The organism is Streptomyces anandii JCM 4720, from assembly GCF_014650655.1.
GTDB classification, from domain to species: domain Bacteria; phylum Actinomycetota; class Actinomycetes; order Streptomycetales; family Streptomycetaceae; genus Streptomyces; species Streptomyces anandii.
The window spans coordinates 373042-399305 of the sequence record NZ_BMVJ01000003.1 but is presented as its reverse complement, the minus strand read 5'-3'; the positions used below and the strand labels follow the sequence as shown (position 1 = coordinate 399305).

The following is a 26264-nucleotide window of genomic DNA, read 5'->3' as shown; positions in this document are numbered from 1 at the left end:
CATCGTCGAGCACGGATTCGCGAGCGAGCAGGGCCGCGAGGCCATCCGCCGCATCAACCGGATGCACCGCAGCTACGACATCAGCAACGACGACATGCGGTACGTCCTGTGCACCTTCGTCGTCATGCCCAAGCGGTGGATCGACGCCTACGGATGGCGCCGGCTCTCCCGCCACGAGATCGTCGCGTCCACCGTCCACTACGGCACGCTCGGCCGGCACATGGGCATCAAGGACATTCCCGAGTCCTACGAGGAGTTCGAGGCCCACCTCGACGCCTACGAAGAGGCCCACTTCGGCTGGGACGAGCGGTCACGCGCGGTCTCCGACGCCACGCTCGCCCTGATGGCGTCCTGGTACCCGCGGGTCTTCGCACCCCTGCTGCGCACGTCGACCCTCGCGCTGCTCGACGAACCGCTGCTGCGCGCCTTCCGCTACGCGCCCCCGAGTGCGCTCACCCGTGCGCTCGTGCGCCGGGCCGTGCGAGCCCGCGGCCGCGTCGTACGGCTCATGCCGCCCCGCCGGTCTCCGCACTTCGCGCGGCAGAACTGGGAGATCAAGAGCTACCCGGACGGCTACCGGGTCGCCGACCTGGGCACCCACCCGGTGCCCGGTCTGCGGGGCTGTCCCGTGCGGCACACCGGCGGCCCGGCGAGCGAGACCGCCCGGTGAGCCCCCGGCCGAACTCGGCCGGGGGCTCACCGGGCGGGCTGGGCCCCGTCGGGGTTCGGCATCAGTCCGCGCGTCTGGCCGTTGCCAGGAGACGGGCGTCCTCGTCGACGTAGGACGTCATGCGCCAGCCCGAACCGGCCAGCAGCGGCCGCAGGTTGTCCTCGGCGCGGAGGTCGTCCGGAGTGATCCGGCGTCCCTGGCGCGCGGCGAGCGCCGCCCGTCCGATGGGGTGGAAGAGGGCGAGGATGCCGCCGGGCCGCACCACCCGGCGCAACTCCCGCAGGTTCTCAGCCGGGTCCGGCAGATGCGCGATGAGACCCGCGGCGAACACGGCGTCGAACGCGCCGGACCTCAGCGGCAGCGCGCCGACATCGGCGAGCAGCAGCCGCCCGTCCCGGCCACGCCCGGCCCGTACGGCGGCCTCCAGCATGGCCGGAGTGAGATCGACTCCCACGACGAGTCCGGACGGCCCCACGGCCGCACGCAGCGGCGTCAGCGCCCGGCCCGTGCCGCACCCCGCGTCCAGCACGCGGTCGCCCTCGCGCAGCCCGAGCCCGGCCGCCGCGGCCGCGTAGGCGGGGCCGTCGTCGGGGAACCTGCTGTCCCAGTCGGCGGCGCGGGCGCCGAAGAACTCCCGGACGTGCGTGTGGTCATCGCTCATGTCCGGCATGATCCCTCACCCCGTCGGATGACGCTCCTGTGCGCACGTTCGAAAGTGAGCCGATCCTTCAGGCGTCCGGCTGCGACATAATCCGGCATCTTTCGAAACGCGCCCCCTGTGTGCACCCGTGCCCCTCTAGCGTGCCGGGCTCATGGGACACCTGGACCACGCCACCTTCGGCTGGCTGACCCCCGTGCTGTCGTACGTGATGGCCTGCACCGGGTCCGCCCTGGGACTGCGCTGCACCGTGCGCGCGCTCGCCTCCACCGGGCGCTCGCGCCGCAACTGGCTCATCACCGCCGCCTCCGCGGTCGGCACCGGCATCTGGACCATGCACTTCGTGGCCATGCTCGGCTTCGGCGTCGGCGGCACCGACATCCGCTACGACGTGCCGCTGACCATCCTGAGCCTGTTCGTCGCCGTCGCCTTCGTCTGCGCGGGCGTCTTCGCCGTCGGCTACGGCCGCCACCGCGGACGCGCGCTGGCCGTCGGCGGACTGACCACCGGCCTGGGCGTGGCGAGCATGCACTACCTGGGCATGGCGGCGGTACGCCTGCACGGCGACGTGCGCTACGACCCGGCGCTCGTCGCCCTGTCCGTCGTGATCGCGGTCCTCGCGGCCACCGCCGCCCTGTGGGCGGGGCTGAACATCCAGTCGCCCCTCGCGGTCACGGTCGCCTCCCTGGTCATGGGCGCCGCCGTCAGCAGCATGCACTACACCGGGATGTTCGCGGTCAGCGTGCGGGTCACGCCGTCCGACGCGGTCCTTCCCGGGGCCACGGCGATGCAGTTCATCTTCCCCCTCGCCGTCGGCCTCGGGTCCTACCTCTTCCTGACCTCGGCGTTCGTCGCGCTCTCACCCACCGCGCGGGAGAGCGAGGCGTCCGCGTCGGCCGTACGGCCGGCCGGCAGCACGGTCCCGTAGGAGGACGGCGGGCGACCGCCCGGACGGCACGAGCAGCACCACTTCCGAGCGAGGAGCCATGCGAACACCACGCAGGACGCCCACAGGAGCCCGAACACCCGCCCCCCGGCACGCACCGCGGCCCGCACCGTCCGCGCCCCGGCCGGTCCGCGGGCGCCGGGCGCACGCGGGACCGCCGGCCGACGAGGACTACGACGGCGCCCCCGACGGCACGCCGGAACGTGCCCCCGCGCGGGCGCCACGAATCCGGCTCCGTCCGCGCACCGTCCGCGCCAAGATCGTGTCCCTGCTCATGGTTCCCGTGGTGTCCCTGCTCGCCCTGTGGGCGTACGCGACGGTCAGCACCGCTCAGGACGTCTCCCGGCTGCGGCAGGTGCAGCGCGTGGACACCCAGGTGCGGACACCGGTCGCCCTCGCCGTCGCCGCGCTCCAGGACGAACGGTCGGCCGCGGTGCGCTACGCCTCCGACCCCACCGCGGCGGGCGCCGCCGACGTGAAGGGCCTAGCCGCCCGCACGGACCAGGCGGTGGCCAGGCTCCGCCTCGGTTCCCACGACACCGTCGCCGCCTCGGGAGAGCTGCCCGCCGGGACCGCACGGCGCCTGGAGGCCTTCGTCACCGGCGTCGAACACCTCCGGGCCCTGCGCACCGGCGTACTCGCCCGGCACGTGGGCTGGGACGAGGCGTACGGGCAGTACACGCGGACCATCTCCACCGCCTTCGAGGCGGTCGGAGCGCTCACCGGCGTCCAGGACGCCGGTCTCGGGTCCGACGCGCGCGTGCTGCTGGAATTCGCCTGCGCGGGAGAGGCCCTCGCCCAGGAGCACGCGGTGCTCACGAGCGCCCGCCCCGCCGCGGGCCTGGACGCGGAACGGCTGAGGGTGTTCACCGGGGCCGTCGACACACGCAGGACCCTCACCGACGCGGCGGGAGCCGACCTGAGCGGCTCCGACCGCGCGGCCTGGCGGCGTCTGGCGGGCAGCGGCGACTACAGCGCCCTCGGCGCCGTGGAGGACAGGGTGCTCGCCGCGGGCCCGGGACGGCGGACTGCCGGCGCGGACACACGGGCAGACTGGGAGCGGGCACACGCGCGCGTGCAGGACGGCATGCGCGCCATCGAGGCGGACGCGGGCCGAGGCGTCGCCGAGCGGGCCGACCCCTTCACCCGCGGCCTGCTCACACCGGCGGGCGCGGCGGTCCTCCTCGGCCTCGCCGCGGTCGCCGCCTCCCTCGTCATCTCGGTCCGCATCGGACGCAGCCTCGTCGTCGAGCTGGTGAGCCTGCGCAACGGCGCCCTGGAGATCGCCCGCCGCAAACTGCCCGACGCTATGCGCCGGCTGCGCGCGGGCGAGGAGATCGACATCGACGCCGAACAGTCGCCCGGCCCGCCCGCGGAGGACGAGACCGGACAGGTCGCCGAGGCCCTCGGCACGGTGCACCGCGCCGCGCTGCGGGCCGCGGTGGAACGCGCCGAGCTCGCCGACGGGATCTCCGGCGTCTTCGTCAACCTCGCCCGCCGCAGCCAGGTCCTCGTCCACCGCCAGCTGACCCTCCTCGACAGCATGGAACGGCGCTCCGAGGACCCCAACGAGCTGAGCGACCTCTTCCGGCTCGACCACCTCACCACCCGTATGCGCCGGCACGCCGAGAGCCTGATCATCCTCTCGGGCGCCGCACCCGGCCGGGCCTGGCGCATGCCCGTCCCCCTCACCGACGTCGTCCGCGCGGCCGTCTCCGAGGTCGAGGACTACGCGCGCGTGGAGGTACGCCAACTGCCCGAGACGTCCGTCACCGGTGCCGCCGTCGCCGACCTCACCCACCTCCTCGCCGAGATCGTGGAGAACGCCGCCCAGTTCTCGCCGCCCCACACGCGCGTGCGCGTCACCGGGGAGCCGGTGGGCAACGGCTACGCCGTCGAGGTGGAGGACCGGGGTCTCGGCATGGGCAAGGACGCGCTGGCCGAGGCCAACCGCCGCATCGCCCGGTCCGAGGCGCTCGACCTCTTCGACAGCGACCGGCTCGGCCTCTTCGTGGTCAGCCGGCTCGCCGCGCGCCACGACATCAAGGTGCACCTGCGGCCCTCGCCCTACGGCGGCACCACCGCGGTCGTCCTGCTGCCCACCGCCCTGCTGCACGGCGGCGCCGCGGAACGTGCCCCGCGCGGGACGGCGGAACGCGAGCCGCGGCGGGAACGCGAACCCGCGCGCGTGCCCCTCACCGCCGAGCGGCACCAGCCCGTACAGGCCGCGTCCGTCCGGCCCGCCGTGACCGCCTCGGCGCACCCCGCGCGGCAGACCACGGGCGGCCCACCGCCCCCCGCGGTCACCGATCTGCGCCGGCACCGGCTCCCGGAGGAGCCCGCGGAGTCCGACGGCCTCCCACGGCGCGTACGGCAGGCGAGCCTCGCTCCCCAACTGCGCGCCCAGCACGCCGAACGGCAGGACGATGCCGGCAGCCCCCGGGAGGACGGCGGCCGCACGCCCGAACTCGTACGCGACCGCATGGCCGCGTACCGCGAGGGATGGGCCCGCGGCGGGGGCAGGCTGCCCGGACGCGGAGTCTTCCCCGAGGACGACGCAGACAGCGACGAAAGGGACCCCGCATGATCCAGGACCCGAGCCCCAGGGCCGCCGCCCGGCAGTCCGGCGAACTCGACTGGCTGCTGGACGACTTGGTGATGCGTGTGCGCGAGGTGCGGCACGCGGTGGTGCTGTCCAACGACGGGCTGGCCGTGGGCGCCTCCAGCGACCTCGAGCGCGCGGACGCGGAGCACCTCGCCGCGGTGGCCTCCGGCTTCCACAGCCTGGCCAAGGGCGCCGGCCGGCACTTCGGCACCGGCGGCGTGCGTCAGACGATGGTGGAGATGGACGACGGCTTCCTCTTCGTGGCGGCCGCCGGGGACGGATCCTGCCTCGCCGTCCTGACCGCCGTCACGGCGGACATCGGCCTGGTGGCGTACGAGATGGCGCGGCTGGTCAAACGCGTCGGCGAGCACCTCTACACGCCGCCGCGCACCGGCGCGCGGCCTCCCGCCGCGGGATGAGGCGAAGGGCGGCCCGCGCGGATGACCGAGGACATGAAGGGCGCCCAGGACCAGCCGGGCAGCCAGTGGTACGACGGCGAGGCCGGACCGCTCGTCCGCCCCTACGCCATGACGGGCGGACGCACCCGGCCGGGACCGACCGGTGTCCCGCTCGACCTGATCGCCCTGGTGACCCTCGATCCGGCCGCGTCAGGCACGGACGACGACCCGGTCCTCGGGCCCGAGCACCGGTCCCTGACGGATCTGTGCCGCGCCGAGACGCAGTCCGTCGCGGAACTCGCCGCGGGCACGGACCTGCCCGTCGGGGTGGTCAGGGTGCTCCTCGGAGACCTGCTGGAACGCGGCCGGGTCACCGTCAGCCGTCCTGTTCCGCCCGCACGCCTTCCAGACGAGCGGATCCTGCGGGAGGTGATCGAGGGACTGCGGGCGCTGTAGCCGTGGACCGGCGGCCGGCGATCCGGCCCCGGCGGCGAACGCACGTGTCCCCGTTGCGCACCCGTCCGGGCACAGAAAGGGCGCGAGTCGGTCGCAAGCAAGATATTGCGGTCGAACTCCTCGCACACGTGCCGAAGTTGTCATGATGCTGACGCACTGGTGCGCGGCACGCCCCACCCACGTCGGCCCTCGCCGCCCTCTCCCGAGAGAAGTGATCATGGTCTCCGAGCACCCCGACGCCCAGGACACCGAACCCGCCCTGGCGCTGAAGATACTGGTCGCCGGCGGATTCGGCGTCGGCAAGACCACCCTGGTCGGCGCGGTCAGCGAGATCAGGCCCCTGCGCACCGAGGAACTGCTCAGCGAGGCCGGTCAGCTGGTGGACGACACGGACGGAGTGGACCAGAAGGTCACCACCACCGTCGCCATGGACTTCGGACGCATCACGATCCGCTCCGGCCTCTCCCTCTACCTGTTCGGCACACCGGGGCAGGACCGCTTCTGGTTCCTGTGGGACGAACTGGCCCAGGGAGCCCTCGGCGCCGTCGTCCTCGCGGACACCCGGCGTCTGGAGGACTGCTTCCCGGCGGTCGACTACTTCGAGCACCGGCACATCCCGTTCGTGGTCGCCGTCAACTGCTTCACCGGCGCCCGCGCCCACGCCGCCCAGGACGTCTCCCGTGCCCTCGACCTCGACCACGGCACACCCGTGGTCCTGTGCGACGCCCGGGACCGCAACTCGGGCAAGGAGGTGCTCATCCGCCTCGTCGAGTATGCCGGGCGGATGCACACAGCCCGGCTGCTCGACTCCGTCGGCTGACGGGCCACGCACGAGGCGCCCTCAGTCGGCGAGGTCCTTCACCGCCGTCACCTTGGCGACCGCGACGCGCACCAGCAGTTCGCCCGGTACGCCGTTGCGGGCGCCGAACTCCTCGGCGCGCTCCTCTCCCATGTAACGGGCGCCGATCCGCGCGGCCCAGTGCCGGACCTCGTCCAAGTCCTCCGACAGCCGGGCGCGGCCCTGCACCACCACGAAGGTGAACGGCGGCCGGTCGTCGTCGACGCACAGGGCGACCCGGCCGTCACGGGTCAGATTGCGCCCCTTCACGGTCTCCTTGCCGGTGTTGAACACCACCTCGTCCCCGTCGAGCAGGAACCAGACCGGAGCCACGTGCGGGCTCCCGTCGGCGCGCACCGTCGACAGTTTGGCCGTACGCGTTCCCTCGGAGACGAACGCCCGCCATTCCTCATCGGTCATCTTCTGTGCCATCCCCCCATCCTGCTTGCCGGGACAGCGGCGGTGGGGAAGGCTTGCGGGAGTTCCTCCGGCCAAGGGGAAGACATCACACGGGGAGAGCGCACCATGGCGCAGAACCAGACACTCGGCTGGCTGCTGGACGACCTGACCGAGCGGGTGGAACACGTCAGACACGCCCTCGTCCTGTCCAACGACGGGCTCGTCACGGGGGCGAGTACGGGGCTGCGGCGGGAGGACGCGGAGCATCTCGCCGCCGTCTCCTCGGGACTGCACAGCCTCGCCAAGGGTTCCGGACGCCACTTCGGCGCGGGCGGCGTGCGCCAGACGATGGTCGAGTTCGACGACGCCGTGCTCTTCGTCACGGCCGCGGGCGCGGGCAGCTGCCTGTGCGTGTTCACCGGCGCCGAGGCCGACATCGGCCAGATCGCCTACGAGATGACCCTGCTGGTCAACCGCGTCGGCGAGCACCTCGACGTGGACGCCCGCCGGCCCGGGGAAACACCACCCACAGACCTCTGACCAGCCTTTTCTCCTGCCGACTGGAGTTGTCCACAGGCTCGCACGGAGATCGCGGCCGACGGCTACGGTTTTTCGCAGGCGAGCGCACCCGGCGCGAGCCCCGCACTCCACGGGGGAGACGAGCATGTCCGGCGACACCATCACGCACAAGGCCGCGACCACGGCCGCACAGCCCACCGGCAAGCACGAGACGCCCTTCACACAGAGCCGGGCGGCTCGCGAACTGGGTCTCAAACGCACCGAGTTCGACCTGGCCGTTCACCTCGGCCACATCCGCACCCTGCCCGACGAGGGCGGAGGCGGCCGGCGCGTGGCGTGCACGGAGATCGAGCGGCTGCGCGCACAGGACGGCTTTCCGGAAGCCCTGCGGGAACGGGTGACGGCCGTGGGCACGGCCGGCGCTACGAAGGTCATGGAGGTGACGGCCGCCAGGTTCACCCGCCTCGCCCGGCTGGGCCTGGTCGTGCCGGTGCACTTCTATCTCAACCGCTACCGCGCCGTGGTCTGGCTCTATCTGGCCGACGAGTTGAAGGACTTCGCCTCGGACGCGAAGAACACCGATCTGCTGAACCGGTCGCTGCCGGCAAACCTGCGGGAGCAGGTGGAAGCGGGTGTGGACCTGCGCCCGCGCAACTGGCGCGGACGGCACTTGGGATTCCTGCTGCGCCGGGCCGGGGACCCCTGGGAGCGGGCGGCGGCCGTGGCCTCGCTCCTCGACCCGTTCCAGGTCTCGGACATCGTCGGGGACCCCTATGAACGCGCGCATCTGAACCGCTTCCGGCAACTGCCTCCCGCTCACGGCGTACCGGGCTCGGCCGCCGCCCGACTCGCGGAACGGATCACCACGGCGCAGGACGCGGACGAGATCGAATGGCTCCGGGCCGACCTGGCACGAGCGGTGGACGAGGCCCGGAGCCACTGCCCCGCACCCCGCCCCGCTCCCCGTCCCGCACGGCCGGAGCATCCGGCCCGAGTGGAACGGCAAGGGGGCCTGCTCGGCAGGCTCTTCGGCAGGAGCACCTGATCCGCCGGGTCTACACCGCGCGGAAGAGGCCCTCCTGGACGACCGACACGAGCATGCGTCCCTCCAGGTCGTAGATGCGTCCCCGGGCCAGGCCCCGGCCGCCCGTGGCGACGGGGGACTCCTGGTCGTACAGGAACCACTCGTCCGCGCGGAAGGGCCGGTGGAACCACATGGCGTGGTCCAGCGACGCCATGTCGAAGCCCCGCGGGCCCCACAGCGGCTCGATGGGCAGGCGCACCGCGTCGAGCAGGGTCATGTCGCTGGCGTAGGTCAGCGCACAGGTGTGCACGAGCGGATCGTCGCCGAGCGGTCCGACCGCGCGCATCCACACGGCGCTGCGCGGCTCGGCGTCCTCGACCTCCTCGGCGGTCCAGCGCAACCGGTCCACGTAGCGGATGTCGAAGGGCTGACGGCGCGCCATGCGCTCCAACTGCTCGGGCAGCGCGCCCAGATGTTCCCGGATCTCGTCGGTGACCGTCGGCAGCGACTCCGGCGGCGGGACCTTGCGCGCCGGCGGCAGCTGGTGCTCGAAACTCCCCTGTTCAGGCTTGTGGAAGGAGGCGGTCAGATTGAAGATCGTGCGGCCCTGCTGCACCGCGGTGACCCGGCGGGTCGTGAAGGACCGCCCGTCCCGTACCCGTTCGACCTGGTACACGATCGGCACCCCGGGCCGGCCGGGGCGCAGGAAGTACGCGTGCAGCGAGTGCACGGGGCGCTCGCCGTCGGTGGTGCGTCCGGCGGCGACGAGCGCCTGGCCCGCCACCTGGCCGCCGAAGACCCGCTGCAGGGACTCCTGCGGGCTGCGGCCGCGGAAGATGTTGACCTCGATCTGCTCCAGGTCGAGCAGGTCGACGAGTCTTTCGGCCGGATTCGTCATGAGGGCAATTCTCCAGTGCTCGCCGGTGGCCGGGGCCCGCTCACAGCTGGCCGACGTCGGTCACGCGGACGACGGCGCGGCCCTCGGCGTCGGAGGCGGCGAGGTCGACCTCCGCGCTGATGCCCCAGTCGTGGTCGCCGTTCGGATCGTCGAAGATCTGCCGCACCCGCCACAGACCGTGCTGCGGCTCCTCCTTGATCACCAGCAGCTTGGGTCCGCGGGCGTCCGGACCGGTGCCCAGGTCCTCGTACTCCTCCCAGTACTTGTCCATCGCCTCGCCCCAGGCCTCCGCGTCCCACCCGGACTCGGCGTCCATCTCGCCCAGCTCGTCCACCTGGTCCAGGGCCGCGAGCTCCACACGGCGGAACATGGCGTTGCGGACCAGGACGCGGAAGGCGCGCGCGTTGGAGGTCACCGGCTTGACCTGGTCGGCCTTCTCCTGGGCCTCCTCGGCCGTCATCTCCTCCGGGTTGGCCAGCTGCTCCCACTCGTCCAGGAGGCTGGAGTCGACCTGGCGCACCATCTCCCCGAGCCAGGCGATCAGGTCCTGCAGATCCTCGGACTTCAGGTCGTCCGGGATCGTGTGCTCCAGGGCCTTGTAGGCGCTCGCGAGGTAGCGCAGCACGATGCCCTCCGTGCGGGCCAGCTCGTAGAAGGAGACCAACTCCGTGAAGGACAGAGCCCGTTCGTACATGTCGCGGATCACGGATTTCGGCGACAGCGGATGGTCGCCCACCCAGGGGTGGCTCTTGCGGTAGGTGTTGTACGCGTGGAAGAGCAGCTCCTCCAGCGGCTTGGGGTAGGTGATGTCCTGGAGCCGCTCCATGCGCTCCTCGTACTCGACACCGTCGGCCTTCATCGCGGCCACGGCCTCGCCGCGCGCCTTGTTCTGCTGGGCGACGAGGATCTGCCGCGGGTCGTCCAGGGTGGACTCCACGACGGACACCATGTCCAGCGCGTAGGACGGCGACTCCGGGTCGAGCAGTTCGAACGCGGCCAGCGCGAACGTGGACAGCGGCTGGTTGAGCGCGAAGTCCTGCTGCAGGTCGACGGTGAGACGGACGATGCGGCCCTCGGCGTCCGGCTGGTCCAGCTTCTCCACGATGCCGCCGTCCAGCAGCGAGCGGTAGATGGCGATCGCCCGCCGGATGTGCCGCAGCTGCTGCTTGCGCGGCTCGTGGTTGTCCTCCAGCAGGTGCCGCATCGCCTCGAAGGCGTTGCCGGGGCGCGCGATCACCGACAGCAGCATCGTGTGCGTCACCCGGAAGCGAGAGGTCAGCGGTTCCGGCTCGGAGGCGATGAGCTTGTCGAAGGTGTTGTCCGTCCAGGCGACGAAGCCCTCGGGCGCCTTCTTGCGCACGACCTTCCGGCGCTTCTTGGGGTCGTCGCCGGCCTTGGCGAGCGCCTTCTCGTTCTCGATGACGTGCTCGGGGGCCTGGGCGACGACGAAGCCCTCCGTGTCGAAGCCCGCGCGGCCGGCCCGGCCGGCGATCTGGTGGAACTCACGGGCGCGCAGGGTCCGCACCCGGCTTCCGTCGTACTTGGTCAGCGCCGTGAACAGCACGGTGCGGATCGGGACGTTGACACCGACGCCGAGCGTGTCCGTGCCGCAGATCACCTTCAGCAGACCGGCCTGCGCCAGCTTCTCCACCAGGCGCCGGTACTTGGGCAGCATGCCGGCGTGGTGCACGCCGATGCCGTGCCGCACGTACCGGGAGAGGTTGCGGCCGAACTTCGTGGTGAAGCGGAAGTTGCCGATCAGCTCGGCGATCTGCTCCTTCTCCTCGCGCGAGCACATGTTGATGCTCATCAGCGCCTGCGCCCGCTCCACGGCCTGCGCCTGCGTGAAGTGCACGATGTACACGGGCGCCTGCCGGGCCTGGAGCAACTCGGTGAGCGTCTCGGTCAGCGGGGTGCGCCGGTACTCGTAGGAGAGCGGCACCGGGCGGGTCGCCGAGCGGACCACCGAGGTGGGACGACCGGTGCGCCGCGTCAGGTCCTTCTCGAAGAAGGAGACGTCGCCGAGCGTCGCCGACATCAGCACGAACTGCGCCTGGGGCAGTTCCAGCAGCGGGATCTGCCACGCCCAGCCGCGGTCGGGCTCGGCGTAGAAGTGGAATTCGTCCATGACGACCTGGCCGACGTCGGCGTGCCTGCCGTCGCGCAGCGCGATCGACGCCAGCACCTCGGCGGTGCAGCAGATGACGGGCGCGTCGGCGTTGACGGAGGCGTCACCGGTGAGCATGCCGACGTTCTCGGTGCCGAACAGCTTGCACAGTTCGAAGAACTTCTCCGAGACCAGCGCCTTGATCGGAGCCGTGTAGAAGGTGACCTCGTCCCGGGCCAGGGCGGCGAAGTGCGCACCCGCGGCGATCATGCTCTTGCCGGAGCCGGTGGGCGTCGAGACGATCACGTTCGCCCCGGAGACCACCTCGATCAGCGCCTCCTCCTGATGGGGGTAGAGCGTGAGACCGCGCTCCCGCGCCCACGACTCGAAGGCTTCGTAGAGGGCGTCGGGGTCGGCGGTCGGCGGGAGCTGATCGATGAGGGTCACGCCCCCATCTTGCCTGGCCTGATGTCCGAGGCGGGAATCGGATGCCGGACGGAAGATCACGACCGCTACGCTGTGTCGCCGACGGAGGATCGGCGCACCGGGCCAACTGGGCAGCGGCACGCGAGGAATGGGGCGGGGAACGGCCATGATGGGACCAGCACACTCACTGTCGGGCGCCGCGGCCTGGCTCGGCGTCGGAGCCGCGGCCGCCGCCGCCGGACATCCGATGCCCTGGCCGGTGCTGCTGTGCGGCGCTCTGATCTGCGCGGGCGCCGCGCTCGCACCGGACCTGGACCACAAGGCCGCCACCATCTCGCGCGCCTTCGGACCGGTCTCGCACGCGCTCTGCGAGATCGTGGACAAGCTCTCCTACGCCGTCTACAAGGCGACGCGGAAACAGGGCGACCCACGCCGTTCCGGCGGACACCGCACCCTGACGCACACCTGGCTGTGGGCTGTGCTGATCGGCGCCGGTTCCTCCGCGACGGCCCTCGCCGGGGGCCGGTGGGCCGTGCTGGCGATCCTCTTCGTGCACATGGTGCTGGCGATCGAGGGCCTGCTGTGGCGGGCGGCGCGTGGCTCCAGCAGCGATGTGCTGGTCTGGCTGCTGGCCGCGACCAGCGCCTGGATCCTCGCCGGCATCCTCGACCAGCCGGGCAACGGCTCCCACTGGCTGTTCACGGAGCCGGGACAGCAGTACCTGTGGCTGGGACTGCCGATCGTGCTGGGGGCGCTGGTGCACGACATCGGGGACGCGCTGACCGTCTCCGGCTGCCCGATCCTGTGGCCGATACCGGTGGGACGCAGGCGCTGGTACCCGGTGGGCCCGCCGAAGTTCATGCGGTTCCGCGCGGGCAGCTGGGTGGAGCTCAAGGTGCTGATGCCGGTGTTCATGCTGCTCGGCGGGGTGGGCTGCGCGGCCGCGCTGAACTTCATCTGAGGCCCGCGCCGCCAATCCACGCCCGGTTCGCCGTGGACGGGGCAGGGGGAGGGGGAGGGTCAGGCGGTTCCGCCGCCGTCCGGTTCCTGTCCCGCCTGGCCGCCGTAGCGCCGCTCGAACCGGGCGATGCGGCCCTCGGTGTCCACCGTGCGTGCCTTGCCGGTGTAGAAGGGATGGCTCTCCGAGGAGATCTCCACGTCCACGACCGGGTAGGTCTCGCCGTCGTCCCACTCGATGCGCTGGTCGCTGGTCGCGGTGGACCGGGTCAGGAAGGCGTATCCGGCGGCCCGGTCGCGGAAGACGACGGGGTGGTAGTCGGGGTGCTTGTCCTGCTGCATGGGTGCTCCTCGTGCGGCGGGGGAGAAGGCCGTGGCGTGGAAACGGCGGAGCCGGCCGTACGGGAGTCATCCGTACAGCGTGTCCTCGTCCACGACGTGCATGGCGGCCTCTTCTGCCGAGGCGGCGGCGCCGTCGATGCCCACGTCGCTGGCGATCAGCGCGCTCTCCTCGTCCTCGTGCGCACCCTCGTCGGGGGCGACGAGACGGCCGGAGCGGGCACCGCCGACCTCGTTGTCCAGGGGTTCCCCGTCCGTGCCCGCGCAGTCGCCGATGCCGTCACCGTCCGGGGTGGCCAGGTCGGGCGTCTCCTCCGCGAGGCGCTGGTCCAGCGTCTCGCCGTGCCGGCGCTCCGCGGCGGTCACGCCGGTGTGCTCCACGGCCCACGGGCGCTCCGGAGGGGACCAGCCACGGTCCAGGGGGTCGTCGACTCCGTCGTACTCCAGCGTGTCCTCCGAGTCGAGCACTCCGGTGTCCTCCTTGATCTCGGAGTCCTCGTCGGGCTGGTAGACGTCGTCTCCCCATCCGTCGGCGCTGTCCACGGGTACCTCCAGGTGGTGGGGACGGGCCCGTTCTCGCCGCGGCCGGCGGGTGGCCGCCGGTGCGCGGGGCACGACTGTCACCCGGCACGAACCGGACGGTTCCCGGGCGCTCCCCGAGCCGCTGCCTCTTTCCAGCCTTCCACCCCGGTTCGGCACCGCGCAACGGCACGGCACCGGCCCGCGGCCGGCGGTCCGCCGACCGTCGGCCCGCCGTCGGTGACCGCGGCGGTTTCCCCGCTGCCATGGCCCTGTCCGCCGTGCCGCGCCGTGACCCCTGTCCCTCCCCGGGACGCCGTCCGGTCAGCCGTGCCAGGACCGCCACAGCGCCGCGTAAGCACCGTCCGCCCGGACCAGCTCGTCATGGCTGCCCAGCTCACTGATGCGGCCGTCCTCGACCACGGCGATGACGTCCGCGTCGTGGGCGGTGTGCAGTCGGTGCGCGATGGCCACGACCGTTCGGCCGTCCAGGACGCGGGCCAGGGACCGCTCGAGGTGCCGGGCCGCGCGCGGGTCGAGCAGCGAGGTCGCCTCGTCCAGGACCAGCGTGTGCGGGTCGGCCAGTACCAGACGGGCCAGGGCGATCTGCTGGGCCTGCGCCGGGGTGAGCGCGAGCCCGCCGGAGCCGACCTCGGTGTCCAGCCCGTCGTCCAGGGCGCGGGCCCAGCCGTCGGCGTCCACCGCGCCGAGCGCCGCCCACAGACGCGCGTCCACGGCGTCCATGGCACCTGCGGCACCCATTGCACCCATTGCACCCATGGCCCCCGTGACACCCGCGGAGTCCCGCCCGTCCGCGTAGGCCCCGGAACGGGGGAGGGCCAGCAGCAGGTTGTCGCGCAGGGAGCCCACGAAGACGTGGTGCTCCTGGTTGACCAGCGCGACATGGGAGCGGACGCGCTCGGCGGGCATCCGGGACAGCTGCGCCCCGCCGAGGGTGACCCGGCCGTCGCGGGGCGCGTAGATCCCGGCGAGCAGCCGGCCCAGCGTGGACTTGCCGGCGCCGGACGGCCCGACCAGGGCCAGGCGGGTGCCGGGGGCGACCCGCAGGGACACCTCGCGCAGCACGTCGACGCCCTCCCGGTAGCCGAAGTGCACGCGGTCGGCGTCGACGTCGCGTCCGGCCGGGGCCAGCGAGGCGTCCCCGGAGTCCGGCGCGATGTCGCGGACGCCGACCAGCCGGGCCAGCGACACCTGGGCCACCTGGAGCTCGTCGTACCAGCGCAGGATCAGCCCGACCGGGTCGACCAGCATCTGCGCGATGAGCGCTCCCGTGGTCAGCTGGCCGACCCCGATCCAGCCCCGCAGGACGAACACCCCGCCGGCCATCAGCACGGAGGCGAGCACCGTCACGTGGGTGACGTTGATGACGGGGAAGAGCACCGAACGCAGCCACAGGGTGTAGCGCTCCCACGCCGTCCACTGCCCGATCCGGCGCTCCGACAGGGCGATCCGCCGGTCGCCGAGGCGGTGCGCCTCCACGGTGCGTCCGGCGTCGACGGTCTCGGCGAGCGCGGCGGCGACCGCGGCGTAACCGGCGGCCTCGGAGCGGTAGGCCGAGGGCGCCCGCCGGAAGTACCAGCGGCAGCCGGCCACCAGCAGCGGCACCGCGAGCAGGACCGCCGCGGCCAGCGACGGCGCGGTGACCACCAGCCCGCCCAGCAGCAGTGCCGCCCACACCACGCCGATCGCGAGCTGGGGCACGGCCTCGCGCATGGCGTTGCCGAGCCGGTCGATGTCGGTGGTGATGCGGGAGAGCAGGTCGCCGGTGCCGGCCCGCTCCAGCACGCCCGGGGGCAGTCCCACCGACCGGACGAGGAAGTCCTCCCGCAGGTCGGCCAGCATCCGCTCACCGAGCATCGCGCCCCGCAGCCGTACCTGGCGCACGAAGACGGCCTGCACGAGCAGCGCGAGCACGAACAGGGCGGCGGTGCGCGCCAGATGGACCTCGCGCGCGTCCCGCGACACCCGCTCCACGAGGTCGCCCAGCAGCCAGGGACCCGCCATGGAGGCGAGCACGGCGGTGGTGTTGACGGTCACCAGGAGCACGAAGGCACGCCGGTGCCTGCGCAGCAGCTCGACGACGTAGGAGCGCACGGTCGCGGGGGCGCCGATGGGCAGCGTGTTCGCCGTCGTCGGAGCCGCCGGGTCGTACGCCGGTGGCGCTACGCCGATCATGCCGTCTCCTCGATTTCCTCGATCTCGTCGATGTCCTCGAAGGCGCCCCGCAGAGTCGCCTCGTCGTCGGCCGGCCGGCCCGCCGGTGTGCCGCGCGGCGGGCCGCCGTGGCCCGGCGGACCCTGGGCGAACCGCTCCGCGTCCGTCTCGCGGGTCACCACCGACCGGTACCGGGGATCGGTCCGCACCAGGTCCTGGTGCGTGCCCACCGCCTCGACCCTGCCCTCGTGGATCAGGACCACGCGGTCGGCGCGGTCCAGGAGCAGCGGCGAGGAGGTGAACACCACCGTGGTGCGTCCGGCCCGCAGGCCGCGCAGGCCTCCCGCGATCCGCGCCTCGGTGTGTGAGTCGACGGCCGAGGTCGGCTCGTCCAGGACCAGCACCGGCGGGTCGGTGATCAGCGACCGGGCCAGGGCCAGCCGCTGGCGCTGGCCGCCGGAGAGTGATCGGCCGCGCTCGGTGATCCGCACGTCCATCGGGTCGCCGGCCCTCGCCGAGGCCTGCGCGAGCGCGTCGAGGACGTCCCCGCACTGCGCGGCGGCCAGCGCCTCCCGCGCGGTGACGCCGCCCGATGCGGGCACGTCGAGCAGGTCGCGCAGTGAGCCCGACAGCAGCACCGGGTCCTTGTCCTGGACAAGGACGGCCGTGCGGGCGGAGTCCAGCGGCAGCTCGTCGAGCGGTACCCCGCCCAGCAGCACCGGTGTGCCCGGTTCGGAGGGGTGGCCGCCGAGCCGTTCCGCCAGGCGGCCCGCCGCGTCCGGGTCGCCGCAGACCACGGCCGTCATGAGCCCGGCGGGCGCGCGCAGCCCGGTCGCCGGGTCGTGCAGGTCGCCCGACGGGATCCCGGCCGGCCGGGACCCTCCGGTGTCCGTGGTGCGCTCCAGCGACAGTACCCGCGCGGCCCGCATGGCCGACGGGCGGGAGAAGGAGTACGCCATGGCGATCTCCTCGAAGTGCCGCAGCGGATAGGTGAGGACCATGACGGAGCTGTAGACGGTGACGAGCTGGCCCACGGTGATGCGTCCCTCGCGGGCCAGGTGCACTCCGTACCAGACGACCGCGATCAGCAGCAGCCCCGGCAGCAGCACCTGCACGGCGGAGATGAGGGACCACATGCGGGCGCTGCGGACGGCCGCGTGCCGCACCTCCTGGGAGGCGCGCCGGTAGCGGTCGAGGAACAGTTCCTCGCCCCCGATGCCGCGCAGCACGCGCAGGCCGGCGACGGTGTCGGAGGCCAGTTCGGTGGCGCGGCCGGCCTTCTCCCGCTGCACGTCGGCGCGGTGGGTCGCGCGCGGCAGCAGCGGTAGCACCGCCAGCGCCAGCGCGGGCAGCCCGGCGGCGACGACGATGCCGAGGGCCGGCTCGTAGAGGAGGAGTGCGATGCAGACCAGCACCACGGTGCAGGCCGCCGCGGTGAAGCGGGACACCGCCTCCACGAACCAGCCGATCTTCTCGACGTCGCCGGTGGAGACGGCCACGACCTCTCCGGCCGCGACCCGGCGGGTGAGGGCGGAGCCCAGCTGGGCCGCCTTGCGGGCGAGGAGTTGCTGGACGCGGGCGGCCGCGGTGATCCAGTTGGTGACCGCGGCGCGGTGCAGGAAGGTGTCGCCGAGCGCGTTGCCCGCACAGGCCAGTGCGAGCAGCCCGCCCGCGGCGGCCAGCCGCGCGCCCGACCCCTCGACGACCGCCTGCACCGCGAGCCCCACGCAGAACGGCAGCGCGGCGACCGAGGCGAAGTGCAGCAGTCCCCAGGCCAGTGCCCGCAGCTGACCGCCCAGCTGGTTCCGCCCCAGCCACCACAGGAATCGTGGACCCGAGCGCGCGTCCGGCACGCCCGGGTCGGGATACGGAAGGTCGTGAATCTGCATGACGTCCCAGTGACTCGTGGCAGGGGGCGGGAGAGCGCCGCAGGGGCGGCGACAAGCCGTGACAGGGTCGCCTCGCACCGTGGTCGAAGGCAAACGGTTTTCCCGTGCGGAGCAACGGGGTTGGCCGCATCCCGCTGCCGGTGTCCGGGGTCCGGTGTCTGACGCACGCTCCAAAGGGAGGCGGATGGGGCTATTTGGACCAGTCTCGAGTAGATCGCCCCGATAGGGCTGGCCACCATGGAGGGCATGCGAAGTGGCGGTGGTAGGCGTGCGACGGCCGCGGTGGCGGCCTGCGGTTTCCTAGTGACGATGCTGGCCGCGTGCGGCGGTCAGCGGACGGAGGTGCACCACGGTGATGTGCCCAGACCCGGTGGCCCGTCGGGGACCGCCCGGCCGAGCCCCTCGGCGACACCGGCCGGTGTCCCGGGAGTCGGCGAGCGGCTCTGGAGCAAGGTCCCGGCCGGTACCCGCCAGGTCGTCGCGGTCTACGGCGACGGCAAGGACTCCCCGGACTCCACGCTCGTGCTGTACGAGAAGCGCGGAGCCGCCTGGCAGGTGACGAACAGCTGGCCGGCGCACAACGGCAAGCGCGGCTGGAGCATCGACCATCAGGAGGGCGACGAGCGCAGCCCGGTCGGGGTGTTCACGCTCTCCGACGCCGGTGGCCTGCTCGACGACCCCGGCACGCTGCTGCCGTACACCCAGGACGAGGACGCGTTCGCCTCGCCGTACTACTGGGACGAGGCGCACTGGCACGACTTCGACTACGTCATCGCCATCGACTACAACCGCCGGCGGGGGACGCGCCCGGACGACCCGACCCGCCCGATGGGGCAGGAGAAGGGCGGCGGCATCTGGCTGCATCTCGACCACGGTGACGGCACGTTGGGCTGTGTGAGCGTGCCCGGGCCCGCGATGGAGTTCCTGCTACGCAGGCTCGATCCGAAGGAGAAGCCCGTCGTGGTGATGGGGGACAAGGCCGCCCTGCGGGCGTAGCCGGCTCCCCGGTCGGCAGGGGAGCGGGGGAGCTGTGGGCGGTACCGGTTCGCGCTCAGCAGCGGTGTCCCTGGGTGGGCACCGCGCCCACGAGCGTGTCCAGCAGTTCGCCGAGCGCCTCGCGCTGCCGGTCCGTCAGCGGCGCGAGGATCTCCTCCGCGGCGGCCCGGCGCGCGCCGCGCAGTTCGCGCAGGGCGGCGCGGCCGTCGTCGGTGAGCTCGATCCGGATGACGCGACGGTTGGCCGGGTCGGGCACCCGGCGCACCCTGCCGCTCGCCTCCAGCCCGTCCACGAGCGTGGTAACCGCGCGGGGTACCACCTCCAGCGACTGGGCGAGGTCCGCCATGCGGGGCGGCTCGCCGAAGTGCGCCAGGGTGCGCAGCAGGCGCGACTGGGCCGGTGTGATGCCCTCGACGCGCTCCTGGAGATGGTGCTTCTGGATGCGGTGCACCCGGCGGGTGAGCCGCAGCAGCTGCTCGGCGAGGAGGCCGTCGGGATCGGGGGTGCTCATGCGGGAACAATATCAGGACTACGTTCATTGTGAGTATAGGTAACAATGAGCTATGATCCGCGAGTCGTCGCCGGCCGCACCGTCGCGCCGGCCCCCCCGCACACCCCGTAGGAGCCCATGCACCCCGACCATCAGACCTCCTGGACCCCACCCGCCGACGCCCGGGAACAGCCCCGGCAGGTGCGGCGCATCCTGAAACTCTTCCGCCCCTACCGGGGCCGTCTCGCGGTGGTCGGCCTGCTGGTCGGGGCCGCCTCGCTGGTCTCCGTGGCCACGCCCTTCCTGCTGAGGGAGATCCTCGACGTCGCGATCCCGCAGGGCCGCACGGGTCTGCTGACCCTGCTCGCCGCCGGAATGATCCTCAGCGCGGTCCTCACCAGCGTCTTCGGCGTCCTGCAGACCCTGATCTCCACTACCGTGGGCCAGCGCGTCATGCACGACCTGCGCACGGCCGTCTACGGGCGCCTGCAGCGCATGTCGCTCGCCTTCTTCACCCGCACCCGCACCGGCGAGGTGCAGTCCCGCATCGCCAACGACATCGGCGGCATGCAGGCCACCGTCACCTCCACCGCCACCTCGCTGGTCTCCAACCTCACCAGCGTGGTCGCCACGGTCGTGGCGATGGTCGCCCTCGACTGGCGTCTGACCGTGGTCTCCCTCGTGCTGCTCCCGGTGTTCGTGTGGATCAGCCGCCGGGTCGGCAAGGAGCGCAAGAAGATCACCACCCAGCGGCAGAAGCAGATGGCCGCGATGGCCGCCACGGTCACCGAGTCGCTCTCCGTCAGCGGCATCCTCCTCGGCCGCACGATGGGCCGCTCCGACTCGCTCACACGGTCCTTCGCCGAAGAGTCCGAGGGCCTGGTCGACCTGGAGGTGCGGTCCAACATGGCCGGGCGCTGGCGCATGGCCGTCATCACCATCGTCATGGCCGCCATGCCGGCCGTCATCTACTGGACCGCGGGCCTCGCGCTCCAGCTCGGCGGCCCCAAGGTGTCCATCGGGACGGTCGTCGCCTTCGTCTCGCTGCAACAGGGCCTGTTCCGGCCGACGGTGAGCCTGCTGGCCACCGGCGTCCAGATCCAGACCTCGCTCGCGCTCTTCCAGCGCATCTTCGAGTACCTCGACCTGCCGATCGACATCACCGAGCGCGAACGGCCGGTCCACCTCGACCGGGTCAAGGGCGAGGTGCGCTTCGAGGACGTCGCCTTCCACTACGACGGCAAGGGCGGCGCGATCCTCGACGGCATCGACGTCACCGTGCCCGCCGGCGGCAGTCTCGCGATCGTCGGCCCGACCGGCGCAGGCAAGTCCACGCTCGGCTACCTCGTGCCCCGGCTCTACGACGTGACCGGCGGCCGCGTCACCCTCGACGGGGTGGACGTGCGCGACCTCGACTTCGACACCCTCGCCCGCGCGGTCGGCGTCGTCTCCCAGGAGACGTACCTCTTCCACGCCTCCGTCGCCGAGAACCTCCGCTTCGCCAAGCCGGACGCCACCGACGACGAACTGGTCGCGGCGGCCCGGGCGGCCCAGATACACGACCACATCGCGGCCCTGCCCGACGGGTACGACACGGTCGTCGGTGAGCGCGGACACCGGTTCTCCGGCGGTGAGAAGCAGCGCCTGGCCATCGCCCGCACCATCCTGCGCGACCCGCCCGTCCTCATCCTGGACGAGGCCACCAGCGCGCTGGACACGCGGACGGAGGCGGCGGTGCAGCAGGCCATCGACGCGCTGTCCGCGAACCGGACGACCGTCACCATCGCGCACCGGCTGTCCACCGTCCGGGGCGCCGACCAGATCGTGGTCCTCGACTCCGGGCGCGTCGCCGAGCGCGGCACGCACGAGGAACTGCTGGAACTGGGCGGACGCTACGCGGCCCTCGTGCGCCGGGACGCGCAACTGGAGCCGACAAGCTGACGATATGCCAGGTTTATGACGAGATGCGGGTTACCGTGCCCCCATGCAGACGAACCTCCCGCCACGACGCTCACGAGGCTCCTGGGGTTCACGGAGCCCGCGGAACTCGGTCCGGCTGACGCGCCGGGGCCGGCTGGCCCTGATCGTGTCCGGGGCCGTGCTGGCCGGCACCGCCGTGGCGGTGCCGCTGCTGACCTTCACCGGCGACGGGCCGTCCACCGGCCCCCGCACCCTCGTCATCCCCGAGGGCTGGCGGGCGAGCCAGGTGTACGACGCCGTCGACAAGGTCCTCGCCCTGCCCGCCGGAAGCACGAAACAGGCCGTCGCCAAGGCGGCCCTGAAACTGCCCGACGCCGCCGAGGGCAACCCCGAGGGCTACCTCTTCCCGGCCACGTATCCCGTCCGTCCGGGGGCGACCCCGCAGTCGCTGCTGGCCCTGATGGTCGACACCGCCGACAAGAAGTTCGAGGGCGCCCCGATCGCCGCGGGCGCCCAGCGCAACTCGATGAACCTCTACCAGGCCGTCACCATCGCGAGCATCGTCCAGGCCGAGGCCGCCTCCAAGGCCGACATGGGCAAGGTGGCCCGGGTCGTCTTCAACCGGCTCGAGCGCGGCATGCCCCTCCAGATGGACTCCACCCTCAACTACGCCCTCAACCGCTCCACCGTCCGCACCACCGCGGCCGACACGCGCGTGGAGAGCCCGTACAACTCCTACCAGCGCATGGGCCTGCCGCCTACGCCCATCGACAACCCCGGCGAGGAGGCGATGCGCGCCGCGATCAACCCCACACCGGGCGACTGGCTCTACTTCGTGACCGTCAAGCCGGGCGACACCCGCTTCACCGCGGACTACGCCCAGCACCAGCGCAACGTCGCCGAGTTCAACGCCTGGCAGCGGACGCACAGCGCCCAGCCGGCCAAGTGAGCGGCGGCCCGCCCCACGCGGCGGTCGGCCTCACGCGGCGGTCGGCCTCACGCGGCGGTCGGCCTCACGCGGCGGTCGGCCTCACGCGGCGGTCGGCCCCACGCGGCGGTCGGCCTCACGCGGCGGTCGGCCTCACGCGGCGGTCGGCCCCACGCGGCGGTCGGCCTCACGCGGCGGTCGGCCTCACGCATCGGCCGCCTCGCGCATCGGCCGTCCTCATGCGGCGGCGAAGGACGGCGAGGGCTCGCGCAGCAGGCGCCGGATGTCCCGGACGGCCGCGCGCCCGGCGCGGTTGGCACCGATCGTGCTCGCCGAGGGTCCGTAGCCGACCAGGTGGATGCGCGGGTCGGCGACCGCCCGGGTGCCCTCGACGCGGATGCCGCCGCCCGGCTCGCGCAGCCGCAGCGGCGCGAGATGGCCGAGCGCGGCCCGGAACCCGGTGGCCCACAGGATGACGTCGGCGTCCACGTGCCGTCCGTCCTCCCACGCCACACCGTCCGGGGTGATCCGGTCGAACATGGGCAGGCGGTCCAGCGTCCCGTCGCGCAGGCCCTGCCGGATCGCCCCGTTCAGCGGCAGACCGGTGACCGAGACGACGCTGCGCGGCGGAAGGCCCTGCCGCACCCGTTCCTCGACCAGCGCGACCGCCGCACGGCCCGCGCCCTCGTCGAACGGGCCTTCGCGGAAGACGGGCGGCCGCCGCGTCACCCACGTGGTCGCGGCCGCGTACGGCGCGATCTCCAGCAGGTGCTGGGTGCCGGACGCACCGCCGCCCACCACGACCACCCGGAGCCCCGCGAGCTCCTCGGGCCCCTTGTACCCCGCGGTGTGCAACTGCCGTCCGCGGAAGGTCTCCCGGCCCGGGTAGCGCGGCCAGAACGGCCGGTCCCAGGTGCCGGTGGCGTTGATCAGCGCCCGCGTGGACCACACGCCGGCGTCGGTCTCCACCAGCAGCTGGCGCCCCGTGCCGTCGCCGTCCTCCTCGGCGTTCCGCACCGCCCGCACGTGCACCGGCCGCCGCACCCGCAGACCGAAGGCCCGCTCGTAGCCGGCGAAGTACTCGCCCACGACCTCCGAGGAGGGGCGCGCCGGATCGGCGTCCGTGAGCTCCATCCCGGGCAGTGAGTGCATCCCGTGCACCTTGCCGTACGTCAGCGACGGCCAGCGGAACTGCCACGCGCCGCCGGGGGCGGGGGAGCGGTCGAGCACCACGAAGTCGCGCTCCGGCTCGAACCCGGAGCGCCGCAGGTGATAGGCGGCCGACAGTCCGGCCTGGCCCGCGCCGATGACGACCACGTCGACCTCGCGTGTGCTGTCCACGCCCGTTCCAACCGTGCCAAGGGCCCGGAACTTCCCCGGCATCCAGGAGGATGGGGTGCATGTCACACGCCTTCACCACCCGAGTGCTGAACGTGGCCTCCGGCTCCCACGAGACGGTCGTCGACCTCACCCGCGACTGCGAGACCTTCCTCCGCGAGACCGCGGACGGCCGCGACGGTCTGCTCAATGTCTTCGTGCCGCACGCCACCGCCGGCATCGCGATCATCGAGACCGGCGCAGGGAGCGACGAAGACCTCCTCGCGGCGCTGCACACCCTGCTGCCCGCCGACGACCGCTGGCAGCACCGCCACGGCAGTCCGGGCCACGGCCGAGACCACGTGCTGCCCGCCGTCGTCCCGCCGCACGCGACCGTTCCGGTCCTCGGCGGCCGTCTGGAACTGGGCACCTGGCAGTCGGTGTGCCTGGTGGACACCAACAAGGACAATCCCAACCGCCAGGTGCGGCTCAGTTTCCTGGGCTGACGGTCAGGTTCCCTGCGCGGCGGCTCCCGGCACGGACGTGACCGGCCCGGGTTCCGGCTGCGGCGGCCGCGGGTGGACGCGGTGCCAGCGGTGGCCGCCGGGACCGTCCGTGCCGGGAGCCGCCGCGGACCCGGGCGGCCGCGCCCTCCACCTGCTTCGCCGCCTACCACCGCTACGGCGGCCCCAAGGACCTGCGCGTCTACGAGTTCAACGGCCACGGCGGCGGCGCCCACCACCGGCGTGAACGGCTCACCTGGTTGCGGGAGTTGCTCACCGGAGCACTTACCGAGGCGTGCAGCGCGCCCTCCGCCTCCGGACTCGCCTGATTCCGAGCCCCTCGACCTCCTCCCGGCCGGGCAGCGACCCCGGCCGGGCAGCGACCCCGACCGGGCGCAGGCCTCGCTGAAACCCGGGGTGGCCCGCGGCCTCAGTCGCCCGTCCACGTGAGGGTCAGGGCGCGCCCCTGCGCGCGCCCGGCCCGGGCGGCCGGTGCGCGGGTGGCCGGGTCCAAAGGGTTGTCGCCCACGGCGGCCCGCGACGCCTCGTCCGGTTCGACCACGACGACCTCGGCGCCCCGCGCCCGCAGTTCAAGGACCGACCGCTCCAGCGGGCTGTCGCTCGGGAAGGGCTCCACCGCGCCCATGGGCACGATCACCAGCACGCGCGAGGCGCCCTCGGCGTAGTCGGCGTTGGCCATGGAGCGCACGCCGCCGTCGACGTAGCGGCGCCCATCGATCGTCACCGGCGGCCACACGCCCGGGACCGCGCAGCTCGCCGCGACGGCGTCGACCAGGCCGACCCCGCTGGTGTTGTCGAACACCCGGGGCTCGCCGCTCTCCGCGTCCACCGCCACGATCCGCAGCGTCCGCGCGGGCCAGTCGTGGACCGGCAGCCGGGACTCGATCACCGCGCGCCGCTCGGCCTCGGGCACCGTCTCGGAACCGAGCGCGAACTTCCCCATAGCGCGCCGCAGTTCGGGGACGGTGGCCCCGCTGCCCAGGACGAGGCCGAGTTCCGCGGCGAACGCCTCCAGGTCCATCTCGGCCATGATCTCGTGGGCCTGCCGGGCGGGCTCGACCTGCCGGGCGTAGAGCTCCTCCAGGCCGAGCCCGCTGCCCAGCTGGGCCGCCACGGCCGACCCGGCGGAGGTGCCGACGATCACGTCGGCGCCGGTCACGTCACGTCCCGCGTCCGCGAGTCCCGTCAGCAGTCCGGTGATCCAGGCGATGCCCCCGACACCGCCGCCGCCGAGCACCAGCGCCTCCGTCATTCCAGCCCCCTCCTGCCGAACCGTCGTACGGCCTCACGCCGAACCGTATTGCCGCCCGGGTGTCGACCCGTGGTACGCGCCCTCGCGCCTGCCGCCGCCACCCGTCCCGGAACTCTAATCCGCCCTCCGGCCGGGCGCGTTGGCGCGCAGGCCGTCCATGACCAGATCCAGCAGCCGGGTCGCCCGGGTCTGCCAGTCGCCGTGGGGATCGAGCTGCCAGAGACCGGCGATGGCGAGGACGAAGTCCTCCGCGGTCACCCCCGGACGGATGGTGCCGACCTCCTCGTTGGCGCGGAGCAGCAGCCCGGCCGCGGAGGTCAGCGGAGTGTGACCCGGCTTGGCCGGACTGCCGGGGGAGCCGGTGGCCTGGCGGATCGCGTCCGCCAGGCCCGCCTTGGTCATGGCGAACCGGGCCAGGTGGTCCATCCACTCGCGCAGCGCCCGCTCGGGCTCACGCGTCCGCAGCAGCTCGGCCGCGCTGTCGGCGACCTGTTGCATCTCGTGGCGGTAGATCTCCAGGACGAGCGACTCGCGGTTGGGGAAGTTGCGGTAGAAGGTGCCCTGGCCGACGCCGGCCTTCTTGGCGATCACGCTCAGCGGGGTGCCCGCGCAGCGGGTGAGCTCGGTCAGCGCCACCTCGAGGATGCGTTCGCGATTGCGCTGGGCGTCCGAGCGCAGCGGCGCCCGGTCGTCCTTCTCGTACCGCACTCGTCCTCCTCGCGGGGGGCCCGGAGGTCCGGACCGGTCTTGCTAAGCGGACAGCTGTCCGATAGGTTTCCTGAACAACGGACACCTGTCCGTTTTGCCTCCACCATAGTGGCGGGCAGCGCTTTTCCGCCATGTGCGGTACTTCCCTCGCTGCCACCGGACCTTCTGTCTCCGACTCTGTCTCCGACTGCTCTCGTCCCGTCCTTCCCGGTTCGTCCCGCTGTCAGGCCGTCCGCTCGACGTTTTCGGATACCGAAAGAAGCTGATCATGGACCCATCGACGTCCAGCGCCATCACCTTGAACAT

The 26264-nt window shown here is 72.8% G+C and carries 25 protein-coding genes and 1 pseudogene; 14 read left to right on the top strand and 12 right to left on the bottom strand.

The features are described 5' to 3' along the window. The coding region (locus IE249_RS07745) for an oxygenase MpaB family protein (RefSeq protein ID WP_229857786.1) at nucleotides 1–670 on the top strand (670 nt) is incomplete at its 5' end. 61 nt (nucleotides 671–731) lie between these two features. Here IE249_RS07745 and IE249_RS07740 read toward each other — a convergent pair. Next, nucleotides 732–1331 carry a class I SAM-dependent methyltransferase gene (locus IE249_RS07740; RefSeq protein WP_189704016.1) on the bottom strand — a complete coding sequence of 200 codons (600 nt, stop codon included), beginning with the start codon at nucleotides 1329–1331 and terminating at the stop codon, nucleotides 732–734. Nucleotides 1332–1482: 151 nt separating this feature from the next. On the opposite strand from IE249_RS07740, the gene IE249_RS07735 reads away from it, so the two are divergent. The 5 genes from IE249_RS07735 to IE249_RS07715 all read left to right on the top strand — a co-directional run bounded on the left by IE249_RS07735 (nucleotide 1483) and on the right by IE249_RS07715 (nucleotide 6553). Then, nucleotides 1483–2256, top strand: a complete 774-nt coding sequence (locus tag IE249_RS07735) for an MHYT domain-containing protein (protein ID WP_189704015.1) — start codon at nucleotides 1483–1485, stop codon at nucleotides 2254–2256. A gap of 58 nt (nucleotides 2257–2314) precedes the next feature. Next, the gene (locus tag IE249_RS07730; protein ID WP_189704014.1) at nucleotides 2315–4861 is read left to right on the top strand and encodes a sensor histidine kinase; all 2547 of its coding nucleotides are present in this window, start codon (nucleotides 2315–2317) and stop codon (nucleotides 4859–4861) included. Beyond that, nucleotides 4858–5298, top strand: coding sequence for a roadblock/LC7 domain-containing protein (locus IE249_RS07725; RefSeq protein ID WP_189704013.1), 441 nt, complete (start codon nucleotides 4858–4860; stop codon nucleotides 5296–5298). Before IE249_RS07730 ends, IE249_RS07725 begins: the two co-directional genes overlap by 4 nt. A 21-nt stretch (nucleotides 5299–5319) precedes the next feature. Further along, nucleotides 5320–5733: a DUF742 domain-containing protein gene (locus IE249_RS07720; protein WP_189704012.1), complete on the top strand. Its 414-nt coding sequence runs from the start codon at nucleotides 5320–5322 to the stop codon at nucleotides 5731–5733. 217 nt (nucleotides 5734–5950) lie between these two features. Beyond that, nucleotides 5951–6553: a GTP-binding protein gene (locus IE249_RS07715; RefSeq protein WP_189704011.1), complete on the top strand. Its 603-nt coding sequence runs from the start codon at nucleotides 5951–5953 to the stop codon at nucleotides 6551–6553. A 21-nt stretch (nucleotides 6554–6574) separates the two neighbouring features. Here IE249_RS07715 and IE249_RS07710 read toward each other — a convergent pair whose 3' ends face one another. Continuing rightward, nucleotides 6575–7003 carry a PPOX class F420-dependent oxidoreductase gene (locus IE249_RS07710; protein WP_189704010.1) on the bottom strand — a complete coding sequence of 143 codons (429 nt, stop codon included), beginning with the start codon at nucleotides 7001–7003 and terminating at the stop codon, nucleotides 6575–6577. A 93-nt stretch (nucleotides 7004–7096) separates the two neighbouring features. Here IE249_RS07710 and IE249_RS07705 point away from each other — a divergent pair, with 93 nt between their 5' ends. Both IE249_RS07705 and IE249_RS07700 read left to right on the top strand, forming a co-directional pair. Then, nucleotides 7097–7510 carry a roadblock/LC7 domain-containing protein gene (locus tag IE249_RS07705; protein ID WP_189704009.1) on the top strand — a complete coding sequence of 138 codons (414 nt, stop codon included), beginning with the start codon at nucleotides 7097–7099 and terminating at the stop codon, nucleotides 7508–7510. Between the two features lie 124 nt (nucleotides 7511–7634). Then, the gene (locus tag IE249_RS07700) at nucleotides 7635–8534 is read left to right on the top strand and encodes a DUF6397 family protein (protein WP_189704008.1); all 900 of its coding nucleotides are present in this window, start codon (nucleotides 7635–7637) and stop codon (nucleotides 8532–8534) included. A 10-nt stretch (nucleotides 8535–8544) separates the two neighbouring features. Here the strand turns inward: IE249_RS07700 and IE249_RS07695 are convergent, their stop codons facing one another. Continuing rightward, complete coding sequence (locus IE249_RS07695) at nucleotides 8545–9411, bottom strand: acyl-CoA thioesterase (RefSeq protein WP_189704007.1); 867 nt, start codon at nucleotides 9409–9411, stop codon at nucleotides 8545–8547. A gap of 40 nt (nucleotides 9412–9451) precedes the next feature. After that, entirely contained in the window at nucleotides 9452–11965 is a 2514-nt protein-coding gene (locus IE249_RS07690) for a DEAD/DEAH box helicase (protein WP_189704006.1), read from the bottom strand. 145 nt (nucleotides 11966–12110) lie between these two features. Between IE249_RS07690 and IE249_RS07685 the strand changes: the two genes are divergently transcribed. Continuing rightward, on the top strand, nucleotides 12111–12905 hold the full coding sequence (locus tag IE249_RS07685; RefSeq protein ID WP_189704005.1) for a metal-dependent hydrolase: 795 nt from the start codon (nucleotides 12111–12113) through the stop codon (nucleotides 12903–12905). Between the two features lie 59 nt (nucleotides 12906–12964). Here the strand turns inward: IE249_RS07685 and IE249_RS07680 are convergent, their stop codons facing one another. From IE249_RS07680 to IE249_RS07665, 4 genes are all read right to left on the bottom strand, one after another. Further along, on the bottom strand, nucleotides 12965–13243 hold the full coding sequence (locus IE249_RS07680) for a type B 50S ribosomal protein L31 (protein ID WP_189704004.1): 279 nt from the start codon (nucleotides 13241–13243) through the stop codon (nucleotides 12965–12967). A 66-nt stretch (nucleotides 13244–13309) separates the two neighbouring features. Next, entirely contained in the window at nucleotides 13310–13783 is a 474-nt protein-coding gene (locus IE249_RS07675) for a DUF5709 domain-containing protein (RefSeq protein WP_189704003.1), read from the bottom strand. A 300-nt stretch (nucleotides 13784–14083) separates the two neighbouring features. Further along, nucleotides 14084–15955, bottom strand: coding sequence for an ABC transporter ATP-binding protein (locus IE249_RS07670; protein WP_189704002.1), 1872 nt, complete (start codon nucleotides 15953–15955; stop codon nucleotides 14084–14086). Then, nucleotides 15952–17823 carry an ABC transporter transmembrane domain-containing protein gene (locus IE249_RS07665; RefSeq protein WP_189704001.1) on the bottom strand — a complete coding sequence of 624 codons (1872 nt, stop codon included), beginning with the start codon at nucleotides 17821–17823 and terminating at the stop codon, nucleotides 15952–15954. Before IE249_RS07665 ends, IE249_RS07670 begins: the two co-directional genes overlap by 4 nt. A gap of 246 nt (nucleotides 17824–18069) precedes the next feature. Here IE249_RS07665 and IE249_RS07660 point away from each other — a divergent pair, with 246 nt between their 5' ends. Continuing rightward, nucleotides 18070–18819 (top strand): L,D-transpeptidase family protein, encoded by a 750-nt coding sequence (locus tag IE249_RS07660; RefSeq protein ID WP_189704000.1) that lies wholly within the window; start codon nucleotides 18070–18072, stop codon nucleotides 18817–18819. 55 nt (nucleotides 18820–18874) lie between these two features. On the opposite strand, the gene IE249_RS07655 is transcribed toward IE249_RS07660, so the two are convergent. Continuing rightward, nucleotides 18875–19330, bottom strand: coding sequence for a MarR family winged helix-turn-helix transcriptional regulator (locus IE249_RS07655; RefSeq protein WP_189703999.1), 456 nt, complete (start codon nucleotides 19328–19330; stop codon nucleotides 18875–18877). 117 nt (nucleotides 19331–19447) lie between these two features. Here IE249_RS07655 and IE249_RS07650 point away from each other — a divergent pair, with 117 nt between their 5' ends. Both IE249_RS07650 and mltG read left to right on the top strand, forming a co-directional pair. Next, the gene (locus IE249_RS07650; protein WP_189703998.1) at nucleotides 19448–21250 is read left to right on the top strand and encodes an ABC transporter ATP-binding protein; all 1803 of its coding nucleotides are present in this window, start codon (nucleotides 19448–19450) and stop codon (nucleotides 21248–21250) included. A 43-nt stretch (nucleotides 21251–21293) separates the two neighbouring features. Beyond that, nucleotides 21294–22178, top strand: coding sequence for an endolytic transglycosylase MltG (gene mltG / locus IE249_RS07645; RefSeq protein WP_189703997.1), 885 nt, complete (start codon nucleotides 21294–21296; stop codon nucleotides 22176–22178). Between the two features lie 216 nt (nucleotides 22179–22394). Here mltG and IE249_RS07640 read toward each other — a convergent pair whose 3' ends face one another. After that, nucleotides 22395–23498, bottom strand: a complete 1104-nt coding sequence (locus IE249_RS07640) for an FAD-dependent oxidoreductase (protein ID WP_189703996.1) — start codon at nucleotides 23496–23498, stop codon at nucleotides 22395–22397. Between the two features lie 59 nt (nucleotides 23499–23557). Here IE249_RS07640 and IE249_RS07635 point away from each other — a divergent pair, with 59 nt between their 5' ends. Together IE249_RS07635 and IE249_RS07630 are read left to right on the top strand one after the other, a co-directional pair. Beyond that, nucleotides 23558–23980, top strand: coding sequence for a secondary thiamine-phosphate synthase enzyme YjbQ (locus IE249_RS07635; RefSeq protein ID WP_189703995.1), 423 nt, complete (start codon nucleotides 23558–23560; stop codon nucleotides 23978–23980). A 149-nt stretch (nucleotides 23981–24129) separates the two neighbouring features. Then, a pseudogene (locus IE249_RS07630) lies at nucleotides 24130–24306 on the top strand (acetylxylan esterase); the annotation flags it as partial. A gap of 101 nt (nucleotides 24307–24407) precedes the next feature. Here IE249_RS07630 and IE249_RS07625 read toward each other — a convergent pair. Together IE249_RS07625 and IE249_RS07620 are read right to left on the bottom strand one after the other, a co-directional pair. After that, entirely contained in the window at nucleotides 24408–25250 is an 843-nt protein-coding gene (locus IE249_RS07625; RefSeq protein ID WP_189703994.1) for a patatin-like phospholipase family protein, read from the bottom strand. 114 nt (nucleotides 25251–25364) lie between these two features. Further along, nucleotides 25365–25958 carry a TetR/AcrR family transcriptional regulator gene (locus IE249_RS07620; protein ID WP_189703993.1) on the bottom strand — a complete coding sequence of 198 codons (594 nt, stop codon included), beginning with the start codon at nucleotides 25956–25958 and terminating at the stop codon, nucleotides 25365–25367. Between the last annotated feature and the right edge of the window lie 306 nt (nucleotides 25959–26264).